23 protein-coding genes are annotated in these 22,055 nt (G+C 70.0%); 14 read left to right on the top strand and 9 right to left on the bottom strand.

Annotated features, from left to right (window positions below):
* Nucleotides 1–7: 7 nt before the first annotated feature.
* Nucleotides 8–226, top strand: coding sequence for an amphi-Trp domain-containing protein (locus tag ACIBGM_RS07030; protein WP_396384749.1), 219 nt, complete (start codon nucleotides 8–10; stop codon nucleotides 224–226).
* Nucleotides 223–849, top strand: a complete 627-nt coding sequence (locus ACIBGM_RS07025; protein ID WP_396384748.1) for a phosphatase PAP2 family protein — start codon at nucleotides 223–225, stop codon at nucleotides 847–849. The genes ACIBGM_RS07030 and ACIBGM_RS07025 overlap by 4 nt, the downstream gene beginning before the upstream one ends.
* Here ACIBGM_RS07025 and ACIBGM_RS07020 read toward each other — a convergent pair.
* From ACIBGM_RS07020 to ACIBGM_RS07010, 3 genes are read right to left on the bottom strand one after another with little or no spacing between them, the layout of a single operon-like run.
* The gene (locus tag ACIBGM_RS07020) at nucleotides 802–2,094 is read right to left on the bottom strand and encodes a cation:proton antiporter (RefSeq protein ID WP_396384747.1); all 1,293 of its coding nucleotides are present in this window, start codon (nucleotides 2,092–2,094) and stop codon (nucleotides 802–804) included. The genes ACIBGM_RS07025 and ACIBGM_RS07020 overlap by 48 nt on opposite strands.
* The gene (locus ACIBGM_RS07015; protein WP_360529768.1) at nucleotides 2,091–2,699 is read right to left on the bottom strand and encodes a hypothetical protein; all 609 of its coding nucleotides are present in this window, start codon (nucleotides 2,697–2,699) and stop codon (nucleotides 2,091–2,093) included. The genes ACIBGM_RS07020 and ACIBGM_RS07015 overlap by 4 nt, the downstream gene beginning before the upstream one ends.
* 10 nt (nucleotides 2,700–2,709) lie before the next feature.
* The gene (locus ACIBGM_RS07010) at nucleotides 2,710–3,873 is read right to left on the bottom strand and encodes an AI-2E family transporter (protein WP_360529771.1); all 1,164 of its coding nucleotides are present in this window, start codon (nucleotides 3,871–3,873) and stop codon (nucleotides 2,710–2,712) included.
* Between the two features lie 195 nt (nucleotides 3,874–4,068).
* On the opposite strand from ACIBGM_RS07010, the gene ACIBGM_RS07005 reads away from it, so the two are divergent.
* From ACIBGM_RS07005 to ACIBGM_RS06995, 3 genes are read left to right on the top strand one after another with little or no spacing between them, the layout of a single operon-like run.
* Nucleotides 4,069–4,587 carry a hypothetical protein gene (locus tag ACIBGM_RS07005; RefSeq protein ID WP_360529774.1) on the top strand — a complete coding sequence of 173 codons (519 nt, stop codon included), beginning with the start codon at nucleotides 4,069–4,071 and terminating at the stop codon, nucleotides 4,585–4,587.
* A gap of 11 nt (nucleotides 4,588–4,598) precedes the next feature.
* Entirely contained in the window at nucleotides 4,599–6,194 is a 1,596-nt protein-coding gene (locus ACIBGM_RS07000; RefSeq protein WP_396384746.1) for a phospholipase D family protein, read from the top strand.
* Between the two features lies 1 nt (nucleotide 6,195).
* Nucleotides 6,196–7,290 (top strand): hypothetical protein, encoded by a 1,095-nt coding sequence (locus ACIBGM_RS06995; RefSeq protein WP_396384745.1) that lies wholly within the window; start codon nucleotides 6,196–6,198, stop codon nucleotides 7,288–7,290.
* Here the strand turns inward: ACIBGM_RS06995 and ACIBGM_RS06990 are convergent.
* Complete coding sequence (locus ACIBGM_RS06990; RefSeq protein WP_396384744.1) at nucleotides 7,264–9,780, bottom strand: LuxR C-terminal-related transcriptional regulator; 2,517 nt, start codon at nucleotides 9,778–9,780, stop codon at nucleotides 7,264–7,266. The two genes, ACIBGM_RS06995 and ACIBGM_RS06990, sit on opposite strands and share 27 nt — an antisense overlap.
* A gap of 365 nt (nucleotides 9,781–10,145) precedes the next feature.
* Here ACIBGM_RS06990 and ACIBGM_RS06985 point away from each other — a divergent pair, with 365 nt between their 5' ends.
* From ACIBGM_RS06985 to ACIBGM_RS06965, 5 genes are all read left to right on the top strand, one after another.
* Complete coding sequence (locus tag ACIBGM_RS06985) at nucleotides 10,146–10,409, top strand: hypothetical protein (RefSeq protein ID WP_360529785.1); 264 nt, start codon at nucleotides 10,146–10,148, stop codon at nucleotides 10,407–10,409.
* Nucleotides 10,393–10,647, top strand: a complete 255-nt coding sequence (locus tag ACIBGM_RS06980; RefSeq protein WP_360529788.1) for a hypothetical protein — start codon at nucleotides 10,393–10,395, stop codon at nucleotides 10,645–10,647. Before ACIBGM_RS06985 ends, ACIBGM_RS06980 begins: the two co-directional genes overlap by 17 nt.
* A 101-nt stretch (nucleotides 10,648–10,748) precedes the next feature.
* Complete coding sequence (locus ACIBGM_RS06975; RefSeq protein ID WP_360529790.1) at nucleotides 10,749–11,204, top strand: DUF6325 family protein; 456 nt, start codon at nucleotides 10,749–10,751, stop codon at nucleotides 11,202–11,204.
* Nucleotides 11,205–11,214: 10 nt separating this feature from the next.
* Nucleotides 11,215–11,532 (top strand): SHOCT domain-containing protein, encoded by a 318-nt coding sequence (locus ACIBGM_RS06970; RefSeq protein ID WP_360529793.1) that lies wholly within the window; start codon nucleotides 11,215–11,217, stop codon nucleotides 11,530–11,532.
* Between the two features lie 4 nt (nucleotides 11,533–11,536).
* Nucleotides 11,537–13,114: an MFS transporter gene (locus ACIBGM_RS06965; RefSeq protein ID WP_360529796.1), complete on the top strand. Its 1,578-nt coding sequence runs from the start codon at nucleotides 11,537–11,539 to the stop codon at nucleotides 13,112–13,114.
* Here ACIBGM_RS06965 and ACIBGM_RS06960 read toward each other — a convergent pair.
* On the bottom strand, nucleotides 13,098–13,634 hold the full coding sequence (locus ACIBGM_RS06960; protein WP_360529799.1) for a potassium channel family protein: 537 nt from the start codon (nucleotides 13,632–13,634) through the stop codon (nucleotides 13,098–13,100). The two genes, ACIBGM_RS06965 and ACIBGM_RS06960, sit on opposite strands and share 17 nt — an antisense overlap.
* Nucleotides 13,635–13,775: 141 nt before the next feature.
* Here ACIBGM_RS06960 and ACIBGM_RS06955 point away from each other — a divergent pair, with 141 nt between their 5' ends.
* Nucleotides 13,776–15,257: a DUF2252 domain-containing protein gene (locus tag ACIBGM_RS06955; protein ID WP_396384743.1), complete on the top strand. Its 1,482-nt coding sequence runs from the start codon at nucleotides 13,776–13,778 to the stop codon at nucleotides 15,255–15,257.
* Nucleotides 15,258–15,267: 10 nt separating this feature from the next.
* Here ACIBGM_RS06955 and ACIBGM_RS06950 read toward each other — a convergent pair whose 3' ends face one another.
* The 4 genes from ACIBGM_RS06950 to ACIBGM_RS06935 form a co-directional block, all read right to left on the bottom strand.
* Nucleotides 15,268–17,292 (bottom strand): phage holin family protein, encoded by a 2,025-nt coding sequence (locus ACIBGM_RS06950; protein WP_360529805.1) that lies wholly within the window; start codon nucleotides 17,290–17,292, stop codon nucleotides 15,268–15,270.
* Between the two features lie 107 nt (nucleotides 17,293–17,399).
* Nucleotides 17,400–17,657, bottom strand: a complete 258-nt coding sequence (locus ACIBGM_RS06945; RefSeq protein WP_360529807.1) for a hypothetical protein — start codon at nucleotides 17,655–17,657, stop codon at nucleotides 17,400–17,402.
* A complete protein-coding gene (locus ACIBGM_RS06940) occupies nucleotides 17,654–17,911 on the bottom strand; it encodes a hypothetical protein (RefSeq protein WP_360529810.1) in 258 nt (85 codons plus the stop codon). Before ACIBGM_RS06940 ends, ACIBGM_RS06945 begins: the two co-directional genes overlap by 4 nt.
* A 128-nt stretch (nucleotides 17,912–18,039) precedes the next feature.
* Nucleotides 18,040–18,528 carry a DUF1269 domain-containing protein gene (locus ACIBGM_RS06935; RefSeq protein ID WP_360529812.1) on the bottom strand — a complete coding sequence of 163 codons (489 nt, stop codon included), beginning with the start codon at nucleotides 18,526–18,528 and terminating at the stop codon, nucleotides 18,040–18,042.
* Nucleotides 18,529–18,720: 192 nt separating this feature from the next.
* On the opposite strand from ACIBGM_RS06935, the gene ACIBGM_RS06930 reads away from it, so the two are divergent.
* The 3 genes from ACIBGM_RS06930 (at nucleotide 18,721) to ACIBGM_RS06920 (ending at nucleotide 21,928) form a co-directional block, all read left to right on the top strand.
* Nucleotides 18,721–19,200: a DUF6069 family protein gene (locus ACIBGM_RS06930; protein ID WP_360529815.1), complete on the top strand. Its 480-nt coding sequence runs from the start codon at nucleotides 18,721–18,723 to the stop codon at nucleotides 19,198–19,200.
* Between the two features lie 266 nt (nucleotides 19,201–19,466).
* Entirely contained in the window at nucleotides 19,467–20,660 is a 1,194-nt protein-coding gene (locus tag ACIBGM_RS06925) for a membrane dipeptidase (protein ID WP_396384742.1), read from the top strand.
* A 26-nt stretch (nucleotides 20,661–20,686) separates the two neighbouring features.
* Nucleotides 20,687–21,928, top strand: a complete 1,242-nt coding sequence (locus ACIBGM_RS06920; protein ID WP_360529820.1) for an FAD-dependent oxidoreductase — start codon at nucleotides 20,687–20,689, stop codon at nucleotides 21,926–21,928.
* Nucleotides 21,929–22,055 lie beyond the last annotated feature (127 nt).

The raw sequence follows: 22,055 nt of genomic DNA, 5'->3' as shown, positions 1-22,055 counted from the left end.
GCCCGCAATGGATCTGATCGAGGTCGAGACCAAGGAGTCGATGAGCCGGGAGGCCGCCGCGGCGCGCCTGCACGCGCTCGCCGACATGCTTGCCAAGGACAACAATGTCGAGTTCGAGCGGGGTGGCCTGCGGATCACGGTGCGCGTACCCGACGAGGTGCACCTGAAGGTCGAGTTCGAGCTCGGGGACGACGGCAGCGAGCTCGAGGTCGAGCTCACGTGGTGACGGCACCGAGGCCGAGCTCACGGGCCGTCCGGCGTCGTGGCGAGACCGGCACCCTGAGCCTCCTCGAGGACTTGGACCACGCGGTGTTCCGGTCGGTCGCGCGGATGTCGACGCCGGTGCTGGACGAGCCGCTGCGGCGGGTGTCCGACTTCGCCGACTTCTCCAAGCCGTGGTTTCTGGTGGCCGGCGCCCTCACGGTGTTCGGCGGCTCGCGGGGGCGGCGCGCTGCAGTGGCGGGACTCTCCGCGATCGGGGCCGCGTCGCTGGTGGTGAACCAGCCGATGAAGAAGGCGGCGCGTGAACGTGTCCGGCCCGATCGGCATTTCCATGGCGTCCCGGTCCGGCGCTGGGTGCGGATGCCGACGTCCGGATCGTTTCCGTCCGGACATTCCGCGTCCGCAGCGGCCTTCGCCGTCGCGGTCGGAGGCGTCCTGCCCGGGCTCCGGCCGCCGCTGCGGGTGGCTGCCGCGGTCGTCGCGTTCTCCCGGGTCTACACGGGAGTGCATTACCCGAGTGACGTTCTGGTCGGGGCGACCGTCGGAGTGCTGTCCGGGCGACTGGCCGCGCGGCTGGCGCTACGCCGCCGGCCGCCGACCGACCTGACGGTGCGCGGGGCGTCGTGATCGCGGGGCGGGGACCGCGTCGTCGCCGGCTTGCTCGAGGCGGACGTAGCGCTTGCCGAGCGGCCCGGCCGACACGCCGTGCAGCACCACACTCAGCAGCACGGTGAGAGACACCGCGGCGATGGCGCGTTCCACCAGCTCGATCTCACCCAGCTCTTCGATCGCGAGCAGTGCGAACACCACCGAAGCGAGTCCCCGCGGCCCGAACCATCCCACGAAGCCGACCGTGCGCACGTCCAGTCCCTTCCCGATCAGCGACAGCGCGACCGGCGCCATCCGCACCACAGTCAGGCTCAGTACGGCGTACGCGATCAGCGGCACGTCGAAGTTGTGGACTGCGATCGGCACCAGCGCGGCCCCGAACAGGAACCAGACGGCGAACGCCAGGATCTCACCGAGGAGCTCCGGTGGCTCGATGGCGTCGTCCGGGTCGATCACCTCCTCGTCCAGCCCGGCCCGGAAGGCCAGGCCGGCCAGGAACGCCGCGATGAATCCGTTGCCGCTGAGGGCGCCCGCAAGAGCGAAGCTGCCGAGTGCGGCGGCGAGCGTGCCGAGTCGCGCGGCGCCGGTGCCGGCCCAGTGCCGTTGGGAACCGATCGTCAGGAGCTTGGCGCTTCCCAGGCCGGCCACCAGGCCGACGATGACGCCGACCGCCAGCTCCAGCAGAGCGCCACCCCCGTCGGTGGCGGTCCCGTCCTCGTGCGCAGCTCCGAGCTGTCCGGCGGCGACGGCGATCGTGAAGGTGACGACCGGTGTGACGATGCCGTCGTTGAGCCCACTCTCCACGTTCAGGGCGCGGCGCAGGCGCATCGGGATTCGCTGGTCGTTGATGACCTGTGCGCTGAGAGCAGCATCGGTGGGGGCCAGCGTGGCACCCACGAAAGCTGCCAGCGCCCAGGTGAGATCGTCGAACAGCCAAGCCGCCAGGAGCGATCCGAGGACCACCGAGAGCGGTAGCCCGATGCCCAGCAGGCGCGCGGGAAGGTAAATGTCTCGCCGCAGCCGGGAGATGTTGACCCGCGCCGCGTCGGCGAACAGCAACAGCGCGAGGGTCAGCTCCGCGGTCAGGTGGACCGACGGCGCGCCGACCTGCAGCGTGAGCGGTCCCCAGTCCTGGTTGCCCAGCACGTAGCCGGCGACGGTGAAGACCAGCGGACCGGTGATGTTCGCCTTGGCCAGGAGGTCCGACGTCACGGCCCACGCCAGGACGAGGAGCGCGAGTACCGCGAACGCGGCTTCGGTCATTGGCGCGCAGTCGTGCGCCGCCGCGACCAGCGGGTCCGGGGGCTGAGCGCGCGGACGTAGAAATCGCCAAGCTCGTAGTGCTGGTCAGGGCAAGTGGGCAGCGACCTGGCCGAGCCGAAGGTGACGTCCTCGATGGTGAGCCGGGAACCGCGGCTCAACGCGTCGTGGTAGCCGACGAGTCGCCCGTCCACGCGCAGGTACGTCTTTCCGTTGGTGTGCCAGTCGAAGCGCAGTTCCACGAAGTGCGTGGTGGGATTCGGCAGCTGGCCGATGTCGTGCCGGCTCCGGTGCAGCCGGACCCGGACCAGAGCCTGGAAGGTCGTCAGCGGTTCGAGGCGCAGGTCGAACGAGTTCCCGAGCCGAAGGATCCGCAGCGACGAGGCAACGGCTGGATCAGGCTGCTTGATCCGCAGCCGGCAGCTGATCCCGACGACGTCCAGAAGCGGTGTGTCGAGGACGTAGCGCAGAGCACGACCCGGTGCGACCAGCACGGTGCCGTCGGACGGATCGAGGGCGGGCGAGGCTGGTGACCAGGTGCCGGGTAGGCCGTGCAACGACCGGAGGTCGTGGTCCGGGAACTCGTTCAGCAACACCGATCGCCACATGGGGACCTCCTCATCCGGCTTGCTCCGCGGCGACTTCGCCAGGCTGGACTTCCTCTGCGGGCTCCGCGACCGGTGCGTGCTCCGGCAGTTGGTCGCCGGAGATGAGGCCGCTGAGCCAGCGGGTGGACGGATCGGCGTCCAGGAGCAGGGCCTTGACCAGCAGCGACAGCGGGATGGCCAGTACGGCGCCCACCGGGCCGAGGATCCACGCCCAGACGATCAGGGACAGGAACGTCAGCGTCGTGGACAGCCCGACCGCGTCCCCGACGATCTTCGGCTGGATGATCGACTGGATGATGAAGTTGATGATGCTGTAGGCCACGATCACCCACACCAGCGTCGCCCAACCCTGGTCGAGCAGTCCCAGCAGCGCCGGCGGCACCACTCCGATGAAGAACCCGACGTTGGGGATGTAGTTGGTGATGAAGGCGAGCAGACCCCACAGCCAGGGCAGCGGGATGTCCAGCAGGTAGAGGATTCCGACGTCGAACACGGCGACGATCAGCCCGAAGACGGTGGAGACGATCAGGTAGCGGGTCGTGTTGCGGGCGAAGCCGGCCAGCGCGCCGGCGATGTCCGGCCGCGTCCCCGCCGCCTCACCCAGCCGGTTGGCGAACGGGGCTGCGTCGATGCACATGAAGAACAGCACGACGACGACGAGCCCCAGGCTCGACACGACCCCGAGGAGTCCGCTCAGCCAGCCTTGCAGGACATCGAAGAACTGACTGAGGTCGATCCCCTGCAGCGCGGCCTGGAGTTGCTCGGTGCCCACGCCGAGGCCGGCCAGCCAGCTGCGCGCGTCGTCGACCAGTTCGGCGAACTGGTCCTGGTAGGTCGGCAGCAGAGTCGCCAGCTTGGCCACCGAGTAGGCCAGCGCGCCTGCCATTCCGAGCAGGAAGACGTACACGGTCACCAGCGAGATCAGCGCGGCGATCCATCCCTTGACGCCACGCCGGACCAGGAGCCGGCGCAGCGGGCTCACCGCGATCGTCAGCACCAGAGCGAGGAAGACCGGCCCGGCGATGTCGGAGAACCCGCGCAGGCCGGCGGCGGTCAGGACCGCGCCCGACGTCCCGAGCAGGACGACCACCCCGCGCGGAAGCGCCCAGGAGGCAACCGCCGAATCTGTTGCCGGGACCCGGCCGTCAGGCGACTCCGTGGAGCCTGCGGACATCGTCGCAACCCCCTCTCGCCGACTCACCCGGGCCTCGAACATCACTCAGATCGGTCTGGGCAGCATCACCCACGCCGGATGATCCTCGGCCGGCCCTGCCGTTGCGGCTGGGTCATCCGGTCGGGGTGAGGCGGCGCCGGACGTCGCTGCGAGACGCTGCCCCCGTGACGTGGAGCACCCTGTGAAGGAGGCCGGATGGGTGACGGGTCGCCGGCCGGTACGGCCAGAGCGAGCCAGGATCGGCAGCCGTCCGACTACGCCGGGGCGATCTACGGGTCCCTGCTCGCGGCGTCGGTGGTGGCCGGTACCGGTCCCGGGCAAGAGCCTCCAGACCCTGCGGAGCTGGTTGTCCTGTTGCTGGCAACCGGCGTGGTGTTCTGGCTGGCCCATGTCTACGCGCACCTGGTCGGCGAACGATCGAGCCGGGCACTCATGTCCGCGAAGGAGTTCCGCGTCGCTGCCAGGCGGGAGTGGCCGATCGTGCAGGCCGCCGTACCACCCGCGGCCGCGGTTGCCGTCGGCGCGCTGCTCGGGCTGTCGGACGCCGGCGCCGCCTGGCTGGCGCTCGCGGTGGCAGTCGGATCTCAGCTGGGTTGGGCGCTGTACGTCGCCTCCAGAGCAGGCGCCACCTTGAGCCGCCTGATCGCCGCGGGGGTGGTCAATCTCGTGCTGGGCATGGTGATCGTCCTGCTGAAGGCCGCCTTGACGCACTGAGAGGTGTCGCGATGACCGACCACACCGCCGGGAAGTGGTTCCTCCGCCCGCACGAGCGCGGCAACCCGGGCACGGACATCGACCGGATGGGAGACGTGGACGGATCCTGGGTCGAGGGCAACCTGGTGCGGCCGCTGATCCACGGTGCGACCTACTTCCGCCGGCTGTACGAGGAGCTGAGCGCGCTGCGGCCCGGCGGCCGGGTGTACTTCACCGACTGGCGTGGCGACGCGGACCAGAAGCTGCTGCCCGACGGCCCGTCGATCGGGGCCGTGCTGGCCGACCTGGCCCGGTCGGGGATCGAGGTCAGGGGGCTGCTGTGGCGATCGCACTCGGACCACCTGCAGTTCAGCGCCCAGGAGAACCAGCGGCTGGGGACGAAGCTCAACGAGGCCGGCGCCGAGGTCCTGCTCGACCAGCGGGTCCGGCGGATGGCGTCGCACCATCAGAAGCTGTTCGTCATCCGGCACGCCGGCCGGCCCGAGTTGGACGTCGCCTTCGTCGGCGGTATCGACCTGTGCCATCAGCGCCGCGACGACGTCGAGCACCTGGGGGATCCGCAGCAGGCGCCGATCGATCGCAGATACGGCGACCGCGCACCCTGGCACGACGCCGCGCTGGAGATCCGCGGACCGGTCGTCGGCGATCTGCTGCGCACCTTCTGCGAGCGCTGGGACGACGGCCATCCGCTGGACCTGCGAACGCCGCACCGGATGCTCGTGCAGCGGCTCGCCCGGATGCCACGCCATCCGCAGCCGCTGTCCGAGGCGTTCCCCGATCCGCCGGTGGCCGGGCCGCACGCCGTCCAGGTGCTGCGAACGTACGGCCACAAGCACCCCGGATATCCGTTCGCGCCCGAGGGTGAGCGCAGCATCGCCCGTGCGTACGGCAAGGCGTTCGGCAACGCCCGGAACTTCATCTACGTGGAGGACCAGTACCTGTGGTCCGAGCTGATCGCGCGCGGGATCAACGATGCCCTGGAGCGCTCGCCCGGCCTCCGGGTGATCGTCGTCGTACCGCGGTACCCGGCCGCCGACGGAGCGCTGAGTGGGCCGCCGGCCCGCTTCGGCCAGCTGCGCGCCCTGCGGATGCTGCGGCGGACCGCGCCCGAACGGATCGGGATCTACAACCTGGAGAACGAGGCGGGGGCGCCGATCTACGTGCACGCGAAGATCTGCATCGTCGACGACGTCTGGTTCACCTGCGGCTCGGACAACTTCAACCGCCGATCCTGGACCTGCGACAGCGAGCTCACCTGCGCCGTCCTGGACCAGACGGTCGAGGACCGCGAGGTCGTTGCCGACGGCGCCCGCCGACTGGCGCGTGACCTGCGGCTGGAGGTGTGGTCGGAGCACCTCGGCCGGACTCGCCGCGACCTGGCGAAGCTCGACCCGGCGGACGGCTTCGACCTGTGGCGGCGAACGGCGGCGGACCTGGAAGCCTGGTACGCCGGCGGCCGCAGGGGAGCGCGGCCGCGCGGGCACATCCGCCCGCACGAGGCACGGCCGGTGACCCGGTTCCAGGCGTTCTGGGCGGAGCCGCTGTACCGAGTCGTCTACGACCCGGACGGCCGCCCACGCCGGATGCGCCGGCGGGGGGAGTTCTGAGGTGAGTGCCGAGGTCGTGTTCTGGTGCGTTGTGCTCGCGCGCTTCGCGCTGCCGCTGCTGATCCCGTCGTTCCCGCTGCCGGCGATTCTCGCCTGCCTGCTGCTCGACGGTGTCGACCAGACGATCTTCCAGGCCTTCGGGTACGACCCGCCGTTCTACCAGAGCTACGACAAGGCGATGGACGTCTTCTACCTGTCGGTGGCGTACCTGGCGAGCCTGCGGAACTGGACCAACCCGTCGGCGGTCCGGGTCAGCCGCTTCCTGTTCTTCTACCGCCAGGTCGGGGTGGTGGCCTTCGAGCTCACCGGCGCCCGGTTCCTGCTGATGCTGTTCCCGAACACCTTCGAGTACTTCTTCATCGCGTACGAAGGGGTTCGCACCCGGCGGAACCCGCTGCGCTACTCGTTGCGGTTCTGGGTGCTGGTCGCCGCGGCGATCTGGATCTTCGTCAAACTGCCGCAGGAGTACTGGATCCACATCGCCCAGCTGGACCTGACCGACACGATCCGCGACGTTTCCTGGTTCCTGCCGGTGCTGGTCGTCGCTGTGCTCGCGCTGCTCGCGATCGTGTACTTCGTCGTCCGGCCACGACTGAGCCCGGCCGACTGGTCCTGGCGGCTCCGGGCCGACCCGCTGCCCGAGGGAATCGGCGAGGCCCGCGAGCGGGCCGCCTACCAGGCCGCGCACCGCAAGGTCTTCGACTCGACGACGCTGGAGAAGACCTTCCTGATCGGCCTGATCAGCGTGATCTTCGGCGAGGTGCTGCCCGGCGTCGAGACCAGCAACGTCCGGCTGTTCCTCGGGATCGCGGTCTTCGTCGTGGTCAACGCCGCGATCGGGCTCTGGGCGGCGAAGCGCGGCTACTCCTGGAACTCCGCCGCGGTCTCGTTCGGGGTCGTGCTCGCGACGAACGTCGTACTGGTGGTGCTGGCCGACGTCCTGCTGTCCCGGGGATCCGGCCGGCTGGCGCTGACGGACACGCTCTTCTTCGTCTTCCTGTTCAGCGTGCTCACCACCCTCTACGACCGGTACCGCCCGATCGCGGACTACCGTGCCGCCGCCGGTGGCCTAAGTGTCCGGTCGCGAGGGCAGTAGTCCCAGCTCCCAGGCCCGTCGTACGGCCTCGTTGCGGCGCGATGCGCCGAGCTTGCGAAGGATGCTCCGGACATGGCTCCGGACCGTGTTGACGGAGACGTACATGGTGCCGGCGATCTCTTCGGTGGTCAGGAGCTCGGCGAGGTACTCGAGGACCTCCTGTTCCTTGCTGGTCAGCGACGAAGTGATGACGAGCTCGGTCTGCGGCATGCCCCAGCGATCGGCGGCGCGGCCACGGCCTCGATGGGACGGCCCGCGGAGCCAAGCGTGCTGTCTCATCAGCTCACCGCTCGGCTGGAGCATCCTTCGCAGCGGCTGCGGCGCCTCCGCGAACGGGCGCCGAAGCTGCTCGGGAGCGGCCAGTCTGAGGGCACGTTCCAGACAGAGCCCGCCGCGGCCGGTGTTCCCGGCTCTGAGCGACTCCGCGGCTTCGACCAGCCAGCCGTCCACCTGAGTTTCGAGCGGGGCGGCGCGATCGGTGGCCACGTGTGACTGCGCCGGCGGGCGCTCACCTGCTTCGGCCGCTGCGCTCTGCAGCACCAGGAGGGACTCGGCTTGATCGCGGCCGTCCGACTGCTCGATGACCCTGATGGCCTCCTCCGGCTGGTGTTGCGTCACCAGCAGCTTCGCTTGGTCGACGACCAGGGCCTGGCCGAGCCAGCCGCCGTACGAGCCGTAGTTGCTGCGCGCGGCCCGCAACTCCGCGGCGGCCAGATCGAGGTCGCCGCTCGCCCGCAGCAGCCTGGCCCGAACCAGGGCGAGCGCAGCAGCGACAACTCGCGTGTCGTGGATGGGAGCGGCGGCCTCGGCGGCACGCTGCACCAGGTGTTCGGCGCCGGGCAGATCGCCCCGGTCGGCGCGCATCCAGGCCTCGGCCACGATCGTGGCCTGGGGCAGGTCCGGCTGCGTCTCCGACTCCGCGAGCGCGGTCGCCTGCGCGACGACCTCCTCGGCTCGCCGCAGCCGGCCTCGGATCGCCTCGACCAGCGCCGACATCCCGAGGAACTCGGCCAGAGCCTCGTGGGCGCCACTGTCCTCCGCGATGGCAGCACCTGCGGTGAAGGCCTCCAGAGCCGCCGGGAAGTCTCCGTGCCTGAGCAAGGCCCGGCCCTTGCAGCCGATGACCAGCAGCCTTGCTTCCGGATGGGCGACGACTGAATCCGGCGAGGCCGCCCGGAGCCTGGTCTCCGCGGCCAGTACGGCGGTCAGTCCGGTCTCGGTGTCGCCCCCAAGGCTGGCACAGACCGCCTCCAGCACACTGACCGCCAGTTCCACCGACTGGCTTCGGGCGGACACCTCGTGGTCCAGCCAGGTCCTGGCCTTGGCCAGCTCCATCGCGCAACGGTCGACCTCGAACGTTCCGAGCGCGAGCGAGGCTCGGACGATCGCCGCCTCGGGCCCGTCGAGGTCGTCGGGAAAGCCGGCGAACAGAGAAGCCAGCTGCCGGCTGCTGCGCCCGGCGAGGAGCGCGGCACAGTCGAGATCCGCCACCAGGTACTGGGCCGCGTGGAACCAGTCGCCGGCCGTGACGGCGTGATGGATCGCCTCCATCGGCTGACCGTGCCTGGCGAACCAGGCGGCGGCAGCGCTGTGCAGGGCAGTAGCGACGGTGGGTTTCTCGTACAGCAGCTGGGCGCGAAGGAACTCGCGGAACAGCGCCTGGTAGCTGTAGCAGTCCGCGGTTCCCGGCACCGGCTGGATGAACGAGTTGCCGTGGGAGAGGAACTGGAGCGACCGGAGGTCACACGGACGCCCGGTCAGGGCTTCGGCCAGCCCCGGGCGGACCACGTCGACCAGGCTGGTCCGGAGCAGGAACCTGCGCAGCTCCGGTGGTTGCGCGTCGAGCACCTCGGTCATCAGGTACGCCGCCACGTTGCCGGTGTCCCCGCGGAACTCCCGGATGACCCGCTCCCGGTCGGACTTCCCGGCGAGGTTCATCGCCGCGAACATCAGGCCGACCGGCCAGCCGTCGGTCCGGGCGTGGATCTCGGCGACCTGCGAGTCGGTCAGCTCGAGCTTGAACGTGCGCATCAGCGCCGTGGTCTCGGCCACGGTGAAGGCCAGGTCGGTGGCATGGATCTCGGCGATGGTGTCCGCCAGCCGGTAGCGGTGCAAGGGCAGCGGTGGGTCGGACCGCGTCACCAGCACCAGCCGCACTCGTCCGGCATCGCCGCGGATGATGCGGTGCAGGCTCTGCCCGAGCTCCGGAGTGATGGTCAGGTCGCCGCAGTCCACCACGAGCACCAGCACCTGCCGGCCGCTGCGGTGTGCACCCTCGCGGACGCGCTCCAGAACGTCCGCAGCTTCGCTACCGGCCTTCAGCGCGACCCGCCTGACCTCGGCCGACCCCCGGTAGAGCGCGGCCCACGACTCCACCAGCATCGTCTTGCCGAAGCCCGCGGGCGCGCTGATCAGCGTCAGCGGCCGCTGGACCCCGAGGTCCAGGCGATCGACGAGCCGCGGCCGCGGCACTGTTCCGCGCAATACCACCGAGGTCGCTGTCGTGGACTTCCAGCGACCCCCGAACGGTGCATCCGGTGAAGTGTGTTGTCCTGCTCCCACCCCTGCGTGCTGATCGCTCGGCATGTCCCCTCCTGGCGATGCGTGACGACGTCACTGACCGCTGGGGAGGGCGTGCGTGGCAGGTCGCACCCTTTGACGGAACCACGAAAGAGCCTTTAAAACCAGCGTTTCCCGTCCGATTGCCGGACAATTCGAGACGAACTGGTACCGATTGCGGGGCGAACCGGACGCGGTCCCGGCACGCCGGTCGGCAGTTCACCCCACAGGGGTGAAGCCGCGGCAACGGACGTTTGCGAGCGTCGAAACGCACAGGCTGGAACGGAGTGGTTTCGATGGTCGATGCGACGTACGAGATCCGCGTGGCCGGCGCAGTACCCGAGCAGGACCTGCGGGACATGCGCGCGGAGACGCTCGCGGTCGACCAGGTGAGCACCGTCGTCTATGCGATCCCGGACCAGGCCGCGCTCTACGGCCTGCTGGCCCGACTCCGTGCCCTGGGCATCGAGGTCGTCGAGGTCCGCCGGATCCTGGATCCGGGCTCGGCAGAGCGCATCGACATCGATCCGGGGAGGGAAGACGATGAGAGCGACACGTGAGCGCTTCCGCCCGTCGTACCAGGTCGTCGTCCAGGGGGAGCTGAGGCCGGCCGTGCTGGCGTTCTGCGCCGGTCCGCAGGCTGATCACAAGACGTCCGGAACCTTTCGCATCCGGGTCCGGGAGGACCAGGGCATCGCGGACCTGGCGGCGATGCTGCAGGCCGCGGGCCTGACGATCCTGAGCATCCGGCAGGTCACGCCGGCCGAGGTCCGGGCTCCCGCGACACTGCCGGGCTGAGTTCATCCCGCGCGGGTGATGACTGGTGCCGGCCGGCCGCGGCAGTGTGGCGGGGAACAGGACGCCGGGGTCGCCAGACCCTTGTGGAGGGGTGGAGAGTCATGCCAGCAGCAGACGTTCACGGACCCATCGACTACGTGCTCCTCGAGTTCACCGGCAACCGGTTGACCGGTCGAGCGGCGGAGGAACTCGTGAACCTCGTCGAGCGCGGCATCATCCACGTGTACGACGTGATGGTGGTCGGCAAGGACGCGGACGGGTCCACCTACATGGTCGATCTGGCCGAGTCGTCAGGTCCGGCCGGTGGGTTCACGGACCTCAGTGGCGCCCGGTCGGGGCTCCTGGCCGATGAGGACCTCGCCGAGGTGGCCGGCGCGATGGAGCCGGGCACCCTGGCCGCCATGATCGTCTACGAGAACACGTGGGCGCGGCCGTTCGTCGCGGCGGCGCTCGAATCGGGTGGCACGCTGATCGCCGGCGGGCGCATTCCGGCCGAGGACGTGATGGCCGCCCTCGACGCGCTGGAAGCCCTGGACGCCCTGGAAAAGACGAGTTGAGGAGCCTGACATGCCAGGACTGCTGCGAGGAATAGTGCGGACCGCTGCCGTCGCAGGCACTGCGACTGCGGTCCACGGCCGGGTCCAACGGCGTCAGGACGAAAAGTTCGCCCAGCGCGACGCCGACACGGCCGCCACGCGGAATCAGGCCTACGCCGAGCAGATGGCGCCGCCGCCGACCTATGCCGCGCCGCCGCCTGCTGCGGCACCACCTCCGGCCACGGCCGACCGCTTGGAGCAGCTCAAGAGCCTGGGCGAGCTCAAGCAGTCCGGTGTTCTCACCGAGGCGGAGTTCGAGGCACAGAAGGCCAAGATCCTCGCCGGCTGACATCATGGCCGAGGATGCGAGCGGTGTTCCGGCCGGCACGAAGGCGAACCCGCGGCTGGCGATCCTGCTCGCGATGGCGATGTTCGTGCTCGTCGTCGACACCTCGTTGATGAACGTCTCGATCGCCTCGGTGGTCCGGGACCTCGACACGACGGTGAGCGGCGTCCAGTCGGCGATCGCGCTCGAGGCACTGGTCTCCGCCGCGTTCATCCTGATCGGAAGCAAGGTCGGCGACCTGATCGGCCGCAAGCGCGCGTACCTGCTGGGACTGTGCGGGTACGCGGTCGGCGCCTTGGCGATGTCGGTGGCGCAGAGCCTCTGGGCGATCATCGTCTTCTGGGCCCTGGTGGGTGGCCTCGGGGCGTCGCTGCTGCTGCCCGCCATGCAGTCGCTCATCCACGGTAACTTCGACGGAGCGGCGCAGACGAAGGCCTACGCCCTGGTTGGCGCCGCCGCCGCGCTGGCTGCCGCGATCGGGCCGCTGCTCGGGGGTTTCATCACCACCTACCTGTCCTGGCGGGTGGCGTTCCTGCTCGAGGCCGCGGTGATCGCGGTCGTGCTGATCGGCCAGGGGCTCATCCACGATGCGCCGTACACGGGCTCTCGGCGGGTGGACGTGGTCGGCGCCTGCCTTTCGGTCGTGGGGATGGGCGGCATCGTGCTGGGCATCCTGGTATGGCAGGAAGGTGGAGAGTTCGTCGGCCTGATCCTGGCCATCGGCGTGGCCGGGCTCGCCGCGCTCGCCTACTGGCTGCGGCGGCGCAAGCGCCGCAACGAGCCGACGCTCCTCGACCCAGGACTCTTCAGCTCTGCCGTCTTCAAGCTGGGGGTCTCCCAGCAGATGCTCCAGCAGATCGCGCTGGGCGGCACGATGATCGCATTGCCGATCTATCTGCAGATGGTGCTCGAGTACAACGCGATGGAGGCCGGCCTGTCCCTCGCGCCGCTCTCGCTCAGCATGTTCGGGATGGCGATCCTCGCCGAGAAGCGGGCGGGACGGCGGCTGCCGGGCACCATCGTCAGGTGGGGATTCGCATTGCTGACCACGGGCCTGGTGCTGCTGATCCCGATCGTGCCCCGGGCCGACTCCGGCTGGGCCCTCGTCGGGCCGCTGCTGCTCGCGGGCATCGGTCTGGGCCTGCTGGTGTCCCAGCTGAACAACTACACGTTGTCGCCGATCTCGCAGGAACGGGTCAGCGAGGCTGCCGGCGTCAACTCTGCGGCGGGTTCGTTCGGTCTGTCCTTCGGTCTGGCGTTCGCCGGCGCCATCATGCTCGCGACCCTGTCCTTCACGTTCACCAACCTGGCGCAGTCGAGCACAGTCCTGCCGCCGGCCCAGCAGGAACAGGTCGCCACCGCGCTGGAAGAGGACGCGGAAGTGATGACCAACACCGAGCTCGACAAGCTGCTCGCCACGCAGCCGCCGGAGATTCGCGCGGAGATCATCGACATCAACACGACCGCGCGCCCGATCGCCCTGCAGGTGGCGCTGGGCATTCCGATTCTCGCCGCACTCGCCGGCCTGGTGAACTCGTTCCGGATGGTGCGCTTGCAGGGCCCTCGGGTCACTGCCGCTGACTGAGGTTGTGCTCGACGGCGCCGAACAGGGTGCGGGCAACCAAGCCGACCATGATCAGGTCACCGAACATCTGGATCGTGGTCACCGCGCGGGCTGCTCCGGACACGGGCACGATGTCGCCGAAGCCGACGGTCGCGAAGACGGTCACGGTGAAGTACGCCGCGTCGAGCCGGTTCATCGGCTCGGAGAAACTCGCCGGCTGGGCTTCGGCCATCAGGACGTAGGTCGTCGCGAAGACCGCGAGGAACAGCGGCACCGACGTCGCCAGCGCGCCGATCGCCCGGACCCGGGGGTAGGGCGACTTGGCGATGTCGAGGACCTGCCATCCCAGCACGAGTCCCACGACGACCAGCCCGAGGACCAAGGCGGCCACGGGCAGGCCGCTGTCGAGGCGCATGGGCAGCAAGAAGTAGCCCACGACGATGACCAGCCCGACGAGCAAGGATCGCAGCAGCGACCTCGTGGCGAGTCGGCGGCGGGTCCGCGGGGGGAGCAGCCGGTAGTCGACCTCGGCGCCTTTCACAGCTCAAGTCAAGCCCGGACTCCGCGCTGGTGGTTCATCCGGCGGGGGTGATGCTGGCCCGGCCGGGTCCGGTGTTCGGTGGAGCTTTCACCGAGCAGCGCCGGAGCACGCGACTCGACCAGGACCGCAGGGGAGGGCAGCATGAGTGCATCGACGCCGATGGCGACGACACCCACCGCCGTGCGCACGACGAGGTCAGCGCCTGCCGACCGTGGATCGCGCCGTTTGACTCCGTCCGACCGGGCCCGTTTGGGGCTCGCGGCGCGGGCCGCGCTGCCGCCGCGCGAGCAGGCTGAGCTGGTGCTGCCGCCGGACCGCCCGGATCCGGTCTCGCTGCTCGAGGAGCAGGCCCGGTCCCGCGTGCCCGACCTGGTGCCGGTGCGGCACGGCAGGATGCTGGTATCGCCGTTCGCCTTCCTGCGCGGCAACGCCGTCGGGATGGCGACCGACCTCGCCGTGGCGCGCGTGTCCGGCCTCGGAGTGCAACTGTGCGGTGACGCCCACCTGTCGAACTTCGGGGTTTTCGGATCTCCCGAACGGCGCCTGCTCTTCGACGTGAACGACTTCGACGAGACCATCGCCGGTCCGTGGGAGTGGGACGTCAAACGCCTCGCCGTGAGCTTGGTCGTCGCCGGCCGGTGCAACGGCTTCTCCCGCAAGGAGCGCCGCAAGAGCGTCCTGGAGACGGTACGCCGCTATCGCGACGCCGGCGCGGAGTTCGCCACGATGCGCGCCCTCGATGTCTGGTACGCCCGCGCCGACATCGACGAGGTCCAGGAGATGCTGCGCGCCAAGATGAGCTCGAGCCGGCGCCGGAACGTCGATCAGGCCTTGCTGAAGGCCCGCGGCAGCGGCAGCCTCAAGTCGTTCGCCAAGCTCACCGAGCTGACCGACGACGGGGTCCGGATCAAGGCCGATCCGCCGTTGGTCGTGCCGATCGCGGACTTCCTGCCCGACCTGGACCGGGAAGAGCTCGAGACCGGGGTCAGGAACCTGCTGAACCTGTACCGGCGGTCGCTGCCGACCGAGCGGCGGGTGCTGTTCGACCAGTACGAGTTCGTCGACATGGCCCGCAAGGTGGTCGGGGTGGGCAGTGTCGGCACGCGCTGCTGGATCGTGCTGCTGCGCGGCAGAGACGACGGCGATCCGCTGTTCCTGCAGGTCAAGGAGGCAGGTCCTTCGGTGCTCAAGGGGAAGGTCCCTACTGCGCTCCGGCAGCGGTCTGCCCCGCGCAACGACGGGGAGCGGGTCGTGGTGGGGCAGCGCCTGATGCAGGCGGCCAGTGACATCTTCCTCGGCTGGCAGCGGACCGAAGGCATCGACGGACAGACCCGCGACTTCTACGTCCGGCAACTGCGGGACATGAAGGGGGCGGCCGTGGTCGAGAAGATGGATCCGGCCGGCATGATGATGTACGGCCAGCTGTGCGGCTGGACGTTGGCGCGGGCGCACGCGCGTTCCGGTGACCGGATCGCGCTGGCCACGTACCTCAACAGCGACGACGCGTTCCCCGAGGCGATGGCCGAGTACTCCGAGGCGTACGCCGACCAGAACGAGCGCGACTACCGGGCCTTCGTGGACGCCGTCGACAGCGGCCGGCTGGAGGCCGAGAGCGGACTGTAGCCGGCCTCGGCTAGGTGCCCGACTCCGCGGTCGAGCGGGCGTCTCGCGGTGCGTCGGCTCGATGCCCGCAGTACCGGAGGATGTTTTTCAGGGCGACGTGCAGGGCATCGGCTCCGACCACCCGTTCGGTCGGGAACGGCACGTCCACCGGAACGGCGACGAACGCGCGGTCCTGCCAGCCACCCAGCCCGCCGTGACACCCGACCAAGCCCTCGAAGGCAGCGACCTCCTCGGTGCCGGGTTCGACCAGGCTGTTGACGTAGATGTCGGGCGCTTCGGGGCGCAATGCCGCCCGGCGGACGAAGGCCGGGGCGTTCGGTCCGAACGGGGCCAGCGGGTCGACTCCGTCGACGCGACCGTCGTTCAGCCGGTGCCGGCCCGCGGCGCCCAGCGCCACCGGCCCGGCGACCTCGTCGAGGACGACGACGAAGCCGACACCCGGATGAGTGACCAGGCCGGCCACCAAGGCGGGATACCGGTCGTCGAGCTGAGCCCGGGTCAGTCGCTGCCGGGCGCCGCGGACGTAGATGAGTCCGAGGTTCCCCGACCCGAACACGTGGAACTCCTCGTCGCCCTCGGCCTTGCCCGAACGGCGGCTGGTGCCTGCGTCGACGGCGTCGGCCTCGTCGTGCCCGCGGCGCTGCATGGCCTCGGCGGCGTTGCGCATGGTCCGGCCGCTGACGCCACTCCCGGTGGCCAGTTCGTCCACCAGGATCCGGGTCCGGCCCCACCCCTCGACCGGTTCGGACGAGACGGCGACATCCGCCGCCGCGAGCCGCGACACGACGACGGCGAGCTCCTCGCCGTACCGGTCCGCGAAGGTCGTGCCCTGCGCCTGGCCGTGGTCGGACAGGATCACGAAGCGGTAGCGGCGTGGAGCGACGGACGCGATCAGCTCGAGCTGATGGAGCACGCGGTCGACCGACTCCAGCGCCTCGAGGCTCTCCGGGCGCAGGATTCCGGCATGGTGGGCGACCTCGTCGTAGTCCACGTAGTCGACGTAGATCGACCTGGTGCCGCGCAGCATGTGGGTTGCGACGAGTGCCGTGTTGATGTCGCGCAGTGCGCCGTTGGTCACCGCACGCAGGGCTGCGGTCGACCATGAGCGGTGGCAGCGTGGGCGAACGTCCCGCCGAACCCCGCGGCGGGCCTGGAACCGGTCCCGCAGCAGTTCCGAGATCGAGCGGGACAGCCCGCGGGTCAGCCCGCTCGGACTGGCGACGAACCGCGCCACCGCCCACCGGGTGATCTCGCCGCGGCCGGCCCGCCGGCTCATCGTCAGCGCTGCCTGCGGGGCGTCGCCGGTGAACAGGTTGCTGATGCTGACACCGCCGTCCACGAGCAGACCCCGCCTGGTCGTGAGGGCCGCCTCGATCACGGCGGCGTCGGCCGGGCGGTTCGCCACCAGGATCCTGTCGTTGGCACGGTCGTACCAGCGGAACGCGGGGATCCCGTCGATCACGCCGTGCAGGATGCCCATCTGGCTCGCCGGTGTCGTGGCCGGCAGCTTCGGCGTCCACTCGTGCAGCCGGTGACTGCCCGAACGGATCCAGCGCGACAGCGTCGGCACCGTCCCGGCCGTGACCGCCATCTGGAGGACCGGGAACGGTACGCCGTCCAGCTGGACGAAGACCACGCCGTCCACGTCGGGGTCGTCGAGCTTCACCGGGCGGCGACGGGCGGACGACACGAGCCGCTCGACCAAGGCCTCGTCGGTGCCGGACGTACTGAGCCAGCCGACGACCGTGCCGACGATGCCGATGATCCAGGCAACGAAGAACGCGTCCCAGAAGCCGTCCACCTGCACTCCCGGCAGCAGCCAAGCGGCCACGAGGACGAGCAACGCCTGTCCGACGAGCGCCAGGACCAGCACGCCTATCCACCCCAGTCGCACGGCTCCCGCCACCAACAGCGGCTGCAACAAGACACCCGCGAGCCCCAGCACGATGGCGAACCCGAGCGGAGCGAGCGGCAGATCCGCATGGAACCCGGGCACGATCGCATCCGCGAGCAGGACCGCCAGTGCCGTTGCCACAAGCCACAGCGCCACTGACGCCAGTGACGAGTACCACCGCCGGTGCCGCACGCCATGGGCCAGATGTCCGGCGAGCTCCGATCGCCGGTCGGAACTGGCCGTTGACGTCATTCCACTGCTCCGGGACGGCTCGGGTCCGGTGCGGACGATCGGTACAGATCCTCGACGACGACTCCCGCGGACTCGAACAGGCCGATCAGGTCCACCAGGTCCAGCACCCGGTCGGCGGGGACCTCCACCCGAATCACCGTGCAGGGCTCCATCGCGGCGATCCGCTGCCCCGGGAAGGCGGCCCGCAACATCGGGCCCAGTTCGCCGACGACGGTGAACTCGTACGCCGTACAGGGTTTCCGGTGTGCGATCACGGTTCCTCCTCACCCGCTTCCTCTTCCGTGGGTGGCGCCTCGTCCTCCGAAGCCACCACGGACCGGACCTCGACCAGGTCGAGACCGAAGGCACGCAGGCGCTGCAGGAATCCGTGCAGCGCAGCCTGGTCGGTGAACATACCGGTCAGCACTGTCCGCATCTCCAGGGTCGTGATCGTGACGTCCCCGAGCTCAGGCAGCAACTCGTCGGGCACCGGACCGACAACGCGGATCTCGTACGTCGTCAGAGACATACGATCCATCGCACCGCCGAGGTGGGGGTTGTGTCGTCATCCCTGTGGTATGACCGGGACGAACGACGTCCGGCGTGCGGTCGCTCGAAGATCCTGATGGCGGCCACACGCCGGACGGCTTCGGGTTGTTAGGCGAGCATCTCTCGCAGCTCGGCCTCCTGGTCGGCCGAGAGGTTGGACTGGATCAGTTCGCCATGGAGTCCACGCTCGGCCAACGCGGCCTTCACCTTCTCCGGCACGGCCTGGCTGGTCATCACGAACAACGCCGAGGTTCCGGGGGTGATCTTGTCGCGGGCGGACTTGATGAAGTCGTCGTCGATGCCGACGTCGCTCATCGATCCGGCCAGCGCACCGGTCGCCGCGCCGATGGCCGCGCCGAACAGCGGCACGAAGAAGATCAGCCCGAAGAGCATCCCCCAGAACATGCCGCCCATCGCCCCGGCGCCGGCCAGGTTGTGCAGCTGCCGCGTCTTGGGCTTCTTCTTGCCCGGCTCCCACGAAACCGTCGCCGCGTCGTGCAGCTGGATGAGTTCCTGCTTGGCCAGGGACTCCAACGTGGTGACCGCGTCGTCGGCTGCCGTCGGGCTTTCGAACTTCCACACCGTCAGTGTCGCCATCGTGTGCTCCTTGGATCGGTCGGTACGTCACCTGCAGCCTTGACCGGCAGCAGGGCGACCGCCTCATCCCCACCGGGTGAACGGAGCCGGGCCGGCCGGGCGGGATCCGGCGAATCATCCGTGCCGGGTGATGCGACCGGACCGGCGGCGTGGGGAAGGTCTGGAGAACGTCGCCGGACAGGAGGCCGACGCATGACAATGCCAATGCCGTCGCACGCCGCCGACAGGGCGCCGCGGGTGAACGCGGGCCGCCTCTGGGCGGGCGGAGCCGCCACCGCTGCCGTCGCCGCGCTGGTCGCGATCGTGGGGATCCTGCTCGCCCGCGGCGTCTTCGACCTGGCCGTGCTCGCCCCCGAGGGCGAGGGGGTCTGGGGCGACGCGGACAGCTGGACCTATGCCGCCTGCTCGGCCGCCGCCGCCCTCCTGGCCACCGGGCTCGTCCACCTGCTGATCCTGTCCACGCCCAGTCCGCTCCGGTTCTTCCGCTGGGTGGTCACCCTCGTCACGCTGGCCGCCATGCTCGCCCCCTTCGCCGCCGAACGCTCCTGGGAAAGCGTGGCCACCGCCCTGATCAACCTGGCCATCGGCATCACCATCGGCACCCTCATCTCCAGCACAGCCCGCAGCGCAACCACCACCACCCCACCCGGCCCGCTCCCCCCAACCCCGTAGGCACACCCCGCTCACACCCCTTGCTGTGCTGCGCTCCTGTGCCCGCGCACGGTGCTGCGGAACGCGATCGGAGCCTGCCCGGTGCGCCGGTGGAAGCACTTGCTGAAGTGGGTCGCGGTACGGGCCTAGTCCTCCACCCGATGTGTACGCGCGAAATCTCTCTCGACTACATCGCGGAACCGCAGGTACGCCGGATCAGGCTCCGGGGCGCAGTCAAGTGGGCCAGGCGCAGTACGAGGACGGACAGCAGATGGCGCCGGGCCGCGGTGTGGATTGCCAGGGGCAACTGCCAGAGCGCCTCGAACTCCAAGAACACCGTCCCGACTGCCGCCGGAGAGCTGTTCGGAAGCAAGGACCCGTCCGCGGTGGACCGCTGGGTGGCCGCGGACTACATCCAGCACAGTGCGCTGGCCGCCGATGGTCCTGAGGCTCTGCGCCGGCTGGTCGCCGGCCTGCCGGAGGACTTCCGCTACGTGAGCGCCCGCGTCCTTGCCGACGGTGACCTGGTGGTCCTGCACGGCACCTACCACGGCTTCGGCCCCGACCCGCTGGTCGGTTTCGACATCTTCCGCGTCGACGGAGACGGCAAGCTGGCCGAGCACTGGGACGCCCTGACTCCCGTCGTCGCCGATACGGCCTCCGGTCGTACGCAGACGGACGGTCCCGCCGAGGTCACCGAGCCGGACAAGACCGAGGCCAACCGTGCCCTGGTCGGCGAGTTCGCACAGAGGGTCCTGGTCGGCGCGGACTATTCGGTGCTCACCAACTACATCTCCACCGCGACCTACGCCCAGCACAACCCAGAGGCCGCCGACGGCCTGGACGGGTTCGCCGCCGCCGCTCACTGGGCCGAGCAGGGTAAGAACCTCGCCTACAAGACGGTTCACAAGGTCATCGCCGAGGTCGATGGCGGCCTGACGGAGTTCGGTAGGGAGGTGGTAGCCGAGATGAACCGGGTGGGGATGGTAGTCGACGCCGCGCACTGTTCCTACCGCACGTCGATGGGTGTCTTCGCCGCCTCGGCTGCGCCGGTCGTGCTCTCCCACACGGCGGCGCGTGCAGTGCACGATCATGTGCGCAACGTGTGGGATGACCAGATGCTGGCGTGCGCGGCCACCGGTGGCGTCGTCGGGATCAACGGCGTGGGGATCTTTCTGGGCGCCAACGATGCGAGCACCGAGGCGCTCGTCCGTCACCTCGACCATGCCGTCGAGCTGGTCGGGTGGGAGCACGTCGGGCTGGGGCTGGACTTCTGCTTCGGCGGTGTCGATGCCGAGCTCGCCGAGACCCCCGACCTGTTCCCGCCGAGCTACACGCAGTGGGACCGCGTGGAGTTCATCGAGCCGGAGCGCCTGCCCGCCATCACGGCTGCCCTGGTGGACCGCGGGTATGCGCCGGAGGCCGTCGAGGGGATCTTGGGCGGCAACTTCCTGCGCGTGGCGGAGAACGTGTGGCTGTGAGGAGCACACTCAGGTCAGGAGTAGATATGACTGGACCATCTTCACCCCGCCGCGTTGTGGTCGTGGGAGCCGGAGTAGTCGGGCTCTCGTGTGCGTGGTTCCTGCAGGAGCACGGCGCGGAGGTCATCGTGCTCGAACGGTCGGGGGTGGGGGCCGGTGCGTCGTGGGGCAACGCCGGTTACGTCACGCCCGCCATGGTGGCGCCGCTCCCGGAGCCGGCGTTGCTGCGCGAAGGCGTCCGGAGCCTGCTCACCCGGGGTTCGCCGGTCACGCTGAGCGGGCGGCCTGCCGCTACGACGCTGGCGTTCCTGACCGGCTTCGCCCGGCACTCGACCGCGCCGCGTTGGCGGCGGGGGATGGCGGCGCTGAGTCGGTTGGCCGTGGATAGCCTCGGCGCTTTCGACGAGCTCGCCAAGGGCGGCGTGCCGGCGGAGGTCCACGAGCGGACCATCCGGATCGGGTTCACCGCCGGTCAGGACACCGCAGTTCTCGAGCACGAGCTCACCGCCGCCCGCGCCGCCGGGCAGGACGTGACCCATCGGATCTCCGCCGGGCACGAGCCGCCGTTCTCCGACCGGATCACGCAGGTCCTGCACCTGGAAGGCCAGCGGTTCGTGGCGCCGGGCCAACTCCTCGACGCGCTCGCCGGCTCGGTGCGCGAACGGGGCGGTGAGATCGTCGAGGGAGCCCTTGTGCGGTCGGTCGGGTTCGGTCCCGGCGCGCTGCAGGTGGACACCTGGACCCGGCCGCCGTACCGGGCCGATGCCGTCGTACTGGCCACGGGCGCGTGGCTACCGGAGCTGGGACGCCGCCTCGGCGTCCGGGTGCCGGTCCAGGCCGGGCGAGGCTATTCGTGCAGCATCCGGCTGGCCGAACCGCTCGCGGGCCCGGTCTATCTGCCCGGCGTCCGCGTCGCGCTCACCCCGTACGGCGAGCGGGTCCGCGTCGCCGGCACGATGGAGATCGCCGACCGGGACGCGCCGTTCGACCGGCATCGTCTCGACACGATCCTGCGCTCGATCCACCCGCTGATCGATGGCGCCGACTGGGACGACGTACGCGAGCCGTGGGTCGGGTCCCGGCCGCTGACATCCGACGGGCTCCCGGTGATCGGCGTGACGAACGTTGCGGGCGTGTACGTCGCGGGTGGCCATGGAATGTGGGGAGTCACGCTAGGGCCCGTCACCGGCAAGCTGCTGGCCGCGCAGATCATGAGCGGCACAGCCGCGCCCGAGCTGGCCCCGTTCGATCCGCTGCGTCGCGGGTGAACTCGCGCTGCTTCCCTTCCAACTAGTCGGAGGACCCTGATGAGCCAGGACGCAGTCACCCCGCCGCCCGCACCGTCGTACCGCAGGCAGGGCAATCTGCTGCTGTTGTCAGGCCAGGTCGGCGTCG

It is taken from the genome of Kribbella sp. NPDC050470 (assembly GCF_044458365.1).
Classification (GTDB): Bacteria; Actinomycetota; Actinomycetes; order Propionibacteriales; family Kribbellaceae; genus Kribbella.
This window is presented reverse-complemented; position numbering and strand designations above follow the sequence as displayed.

Excerpts from the sequence above, each read along its gene's own strand:
- ACIBGM_RS07030 (WP_396384749.1), top strand. The coding sequence starts at position 8 with ATGGATCTGATCGAGGTCGAGACCAAGGAGTCGATGAGCCGGGAGGCC.
- ACIBGM_RS07020 (WP_396384747.1), bottom strand. The coding sequence starts at position 2,094 with ATGACCGAAGCCGCGTTCGCGGTACTCGCGCTCCTCGTCCTGGCGTGG.
- ACIBGM_RS07015 (WP_360529768.1), bottom strand. The coding sequence starts at position 2,699 with ATGTGGCGATCGGTGTTGCTGAACGAGTTCCCGGACCACGACCTCCGG.
- ACIBGM_RS07010 (WP_360529771.1), bottom strand. The coding sequence starts at position 3,873 with ATGTCCGCAGGCTCCACGGAGTCGCCTGACGGCCGGGTCCCGGCAACA.
- ACIBGM_RS07005 (WP_360529774.1), top strand. The coding sequence starts at position 4,069 with ATGGGTGACGGGTCGCCGGCCGGTACGGCCAGAGCGAGCCAGGATCGG.
- ACIBGM_RS07000 (WP_396384746.1), top strand. The coding sequence starts at position 4,599 with ATGACCGACCACACCGCCGGGAAGTGGTTCCTCCGCCCGCACGAGCGC.
- ACIBGM_RS06985 (WP_360529785.1), top strand. The coding sequence starts at position 10,146 with ATGGTCGATGCGACGTACGAGATCCGCGTGGCCGGCGCAGTACCCGAG.
- ACIBGM_RS06980 (WP_360529788.1), top strand. The coding sequence starts at position 10,393 with ATGAGAGCGACACGTGAGCGCTTCCGCCCGTCGTACCAGGTCGTCGTC.
- ACIBGM_RS06975 (WP_360529790.1), top strand. The coding sequence starts at position 10,749 with ATGCCAGCAGCAGACGTTCACGGACCCATCGACTACGTGCTCCTCGAG.
- ACIBGM_RS06970 (WP_360529793.1), top strand. The coding sequence starts at position 11,215 with ATGCCAGGACTGCTGCGAGGAATAGTGCGGACCGCTGCCGTCGCAGGC.
- ACIBGM_RS06965 (WP_360529796.1), top strand. The coding sequence starts at position 11,537 with ATGGCCGAGGATGCGAGCGGTGTTCCGGCCGGCACGAAGGCGAACCCG.
- ACIBGM_RS06955 (WP_396384743.1), top strand. The coding sequence starts at position 13,776 with ATGAGTGCATCGACGCCGATGGCGACGACACCCACCGCCGTGCGCACG.
- ACIBGM_RS06940 (WP_360529810.1), bottom strand. The coding sequence starts at position 17,911 with ATGTCTCTGACGACGTACGAGATCCGCGTTGTCGGTCCGGTGCCCGAC.
- ACIBGM_RS06935 (WP_360529812.1), bottom strand. The coding sequence starts at position 18,528 with ATGGCGACACTGACGGTGTGGAAGTTCGAAAGCCCGACGGCAGCCGAC.
- ACIBGM_RS06930 (WP_360529815.1), top strand. The coding sequence starts at position 18,721 with ATGACAATGCCAATGCCGTCGCACGCCGCCGACAGGGCGCCGCGGGTG.
- ACIBGM_RS06920 (WP_360529820.1), top strand. The coding sequence starts at position 20,687 with ATGACTGGACCATCTTCACCCCGCCGCGTTGTGGTCGTGGGAGCCGGA.